The sequence below is a fragment of the Aurantimonas sp. E1-2-R+4 genome (assembly GCF_036549515.1).
GTDB classification, from domain to species: Bacteria; Pseudomonadota; Alphaproteobacteria; order Rhizobiales; family Rhizobiaceae; genus Aurantimonas; species Aurantimonas coralicida_A.
Genome location: NZ_JAZHLK010000112.1, coordinates 1 through 2979, shown reverse-complemented (window position 1 = coordinate 2979; position 2979 = coordinate 1). Strand labels below are relative to the sequence as shown.

Below are 2979 nucleotides of genomic sequence, written 5' to 3'. Positions count from 1 at the left end.
CTTTCTTCATGGCGTTGCTCTCCTCAGTGGAATCGGCACCCCGAGCCTAACGGCTCAAGGCGGGCAACGCCGCCCACTTCAGAGTTTCAACAGAGACCGGGACATTCCCGTCGATGTGGTCACGCGGCTGGTAGACACGATTGTCAACTTGAGCCGATCATTCTCGCCCGTAGCGCGTGAAGCCATCATGGCGCTGAATGAACAGGTGCTCATCGCAAGCGAGAACAACGCTTCTCTGAATTTTGATCGAAAAGCGCTTCAAGAATTGCTGCGTAGTCAGAGATCATGAATCGCTGGCTTCGCTCACATTTTTTGGGATTCAGCTTGTACCTCCCCAAGGCACCGCATTTCTGGCTGGGAAGAAACAGCGTGCACGGCCGCAGCAGGCGATCTCGGCGGGCGAAAAATTGGACCTGTGCCGGTTGAACCGCCCCGGGTTTCCCGGAGGCTTCACATCCTGAGAGAATGGGGTCATGATGACGAAGACGACATCGAAGAGATATTCGCCGGAGGTCCGCGAGCGAGCGGTCCGAATGGTGCTGGAAGCACCAGGGCGATCACGCGTCGCAGTGGGCAGCGATTTCCTCCATTGCGGCGAAGATCGGCTGCCGGGGAGACGCTGCGCCACAGGGTCAGGCAGGCCGAACGCGACCAGGGTCTCAGGGCCGGGCAAACGAGCGATGAGCGCGACTGGATCAAGGCTCTCGAACGTGAGGTTCGCGAGTTGCGTCAGGCCAACGAGATCCGGCGCAAGGCATCGGCGTATTTTGCCCAGGCGGAGCTCGACCGCCCGTTCAAACGATGACGGCGTTCATCGACGAATCGTGACGTCTAACGGCGCGAAAGGGGGCCGTTATGCGAGAGCGCAAAAAGCAGGAACTGAGCCTAACGACACGAAGCATGCCGGCACGCTAAGTTGCCATTGGGATGGGGAAACGGGTATTGGTGCTTCCGGTCAGGGCCGAAGATTTGGTGGAGACGGTGCGCGAGGGTTTGCTTGTCCTCGATGCGGATTTTACCGTGCTCTTTGCCAACCGGGCATTCTACCGGGCATTTTCAGTTCAGGAATCCGAGACCATCGGCCGTAAGGTCTACGATCTGGGCGACGGTCAATGGGACATCCCGGCTCTGCGTACTTTGCTGGAAAGCATCATACCGACAGAGGCGACAGTAGAAGCCACAGTAGAATCCTTTGAGGTCGATCATACATTTTCAGTCATCGGCCGCCGCCTGATGCGGGTTAACGCCCGGAAGCTCTATCGTCCAGGCAACAATATGCAACAAATTCTGCTGGCGATCGAGGATGTCACGGAACGTCGTAAAATTGAGGCCGAGCGCACGGCGGCGTTGGAGCAGGCTGAAGGGCTGTTGCAGGAACTCAATCACCGCGTAATGAACAGCTTGTCCATCATCTCATCGGTCATCAGCATGGAGGCCCGCCTGCTTTCCGATGGCGCGGCGCAGGCCGCTTTCGCGCGGGTGGCCGCCCGCGTCATGGCGGTGGCCGAACTCTACAAAACGCTATCCAGCTCGAAATCTGCTGAAGCTGTCGATTCATGTTCGTTTCTCGGCGCCATCTGCGATGACGTGGTGAACGCACTTCAGGCTGAGCGTGCGCAGATACGGCTTGAAACCGCTATCGACACGTTCTCCCTATCAAGCAAGAAAGCCATAGCTGTCGGGCTCGTCCTGAACGAACTCCTAACCAATGCGGTCAAATACGCATTCATCGAAAGAGAAGACGGCGAGATCAACGTGACCGTCCGCCACACTGACGGTGAGGTGCGGCTATCCGTGTTGGATAACGGCGCGGGCATTGATGAGAACGCCCGGGTCGATTCAGGGGTCGGCGGAAAGCTGATCGACATGTTCTCCCGGCAGCTTGACGGACAGATTACACGCCACAGTGATAGCAGCGGCACGAACGCGCGGCTCGTGTTCCCCCTGGTCTAATTCTCTTGCGGGTTCTCTTGCGGATAAGCGGTTCCCACGACAGTAGGAACCTTGACGCGTAGGGAAGACGGTGCGCTCGCCTCGAACGATCTGCCGGACCTGCTTCCTCCGGCCCTGATCGAGGGGAAAGGTCACGCGAAGCTTATTCATAAGCATCGTGCCCGGGATATCGAAATGTTGGATGACAGGAGCCTTACCGTTGATGATTTCTGAGGCCACTATTGTCAATCGTGACAATGTCGCCATCCATTCGCGCCAGTTGCCGCTGCCGCTGCGGCTGGCGTTCCGCTCCGTCGCCCGGTTCGAGTACGGCCGCCTGGAGGTTGGTCTTCCCGACGGTCGGCGCTACGCCTTCATCGGCCCGCAGGAGGGGCCTTCGGCGGCCATCGAGATTCGCAATCCGCGGTTCGCCTGGCGGTTGATGGCCGGCGGGGACATGGGGACCGCAGAGGGCTATCTGCATGGCGAATGGGATACCCCAGACCTGTCCCAGTTGTTTTATCTATTCGCTCGCAACAGCGAGCCTGCCAACGGGATGCTGAACGGGAGCCGCCTCGTCCGGATGTGGCAGCGCTTCGGCTATTGGCGACGTCGGAATACGCCGCGCCAGGCGCGGCGCAACATCCACGCCCATTACGACCTCGGGAATAGCTTCTATGCTGCCTGGCTCGACACATCGATGACCTATTCCTCGGCGATCTACGGCCCGGACGCTGAGGACCTGACAGCCGCCCAGCAGCGGAAATACCGCACCCTTGCTGAGGCGGTGGACCTCGTTCCCGGCCAGCGTGTCCTGGAAATCGGCTGCGGCTGGGGCGGCTTCGCCGAATTCGTTGCCCAGAGCTACGGTGTCCACGTTACGGCTCTGACCATCAGCCGGGAGCAACACGATTATGCCAGCCGGCGGATATTCGAGGGAATGTCCCGGTCTCTGTTGAAACTCTGAAGTGGGCGGCGTTGCCCGCCTTGAGCCGTTAGGCTCGGGGTGCCGATTCCACTGAGGAGAGCAACGCCATGAAGAAAGAT

General features: G+C 59.3%; 3 protein-coding genes, 1 pseudogene and 1 other annotated feature. All 4 genes and pseudogenes read left to right on the top strand.

Annotated features, from left to right (window positions below; translation table 11 throughout):
• Positions 1 to 289: hypothetical protein (locus VQ045_RS21455; protein WP_331831563.1), on the top strand; the 289-nt coding region annotated here is incomplete at its 5' end.
• Positions 290 to 476: 187 nt separating this feature from the next.
• A pseudogene (locus tag VQ045_RS21450) lies at positions 477 to 822 on the top strand (transposase); the annotation flags it as partial.
• Positions 760 to 854: a sequence feature (AL1L pseudoknot), on the top strand. It overlaps the preceding pseudogene by 63 nt.
• 91 nt (positions 855 to 945) lie before the next feature.
• On the top strand, positions 946 to 1953 hold the full coding sequence (locus VQ045_RS21445) for a sensor histidine kinase (protein WP_331831565.1): 1008 nt from the start codon (positions 946 to 948) through the stop codon (positions 1951 to 1953).
• Between the two features lie 202 nt (positions 1954 to 2155).
• Positions 2156 to 2899, top strand: coding sequence for a class I SAM-dependent methyltransferase (locus VQ045_RS21440; RefSeq protein WP_331831564.1), 744 nt, complete (start codon positions 2156 to 2158; stop codon positions 2897 to 2899).
• Positions 2900 to 2979: the final 80 nt, after the last annotated feature.

Coding starts and splice junctions, on each gene's coding strand:
- VQ045_RS21440 (WP_331831564.1), top strand. CDS start 2,156: ATGATTTCTGAGGCCACTATTGTCAATCGTGACAATGTCGCCATCCAT.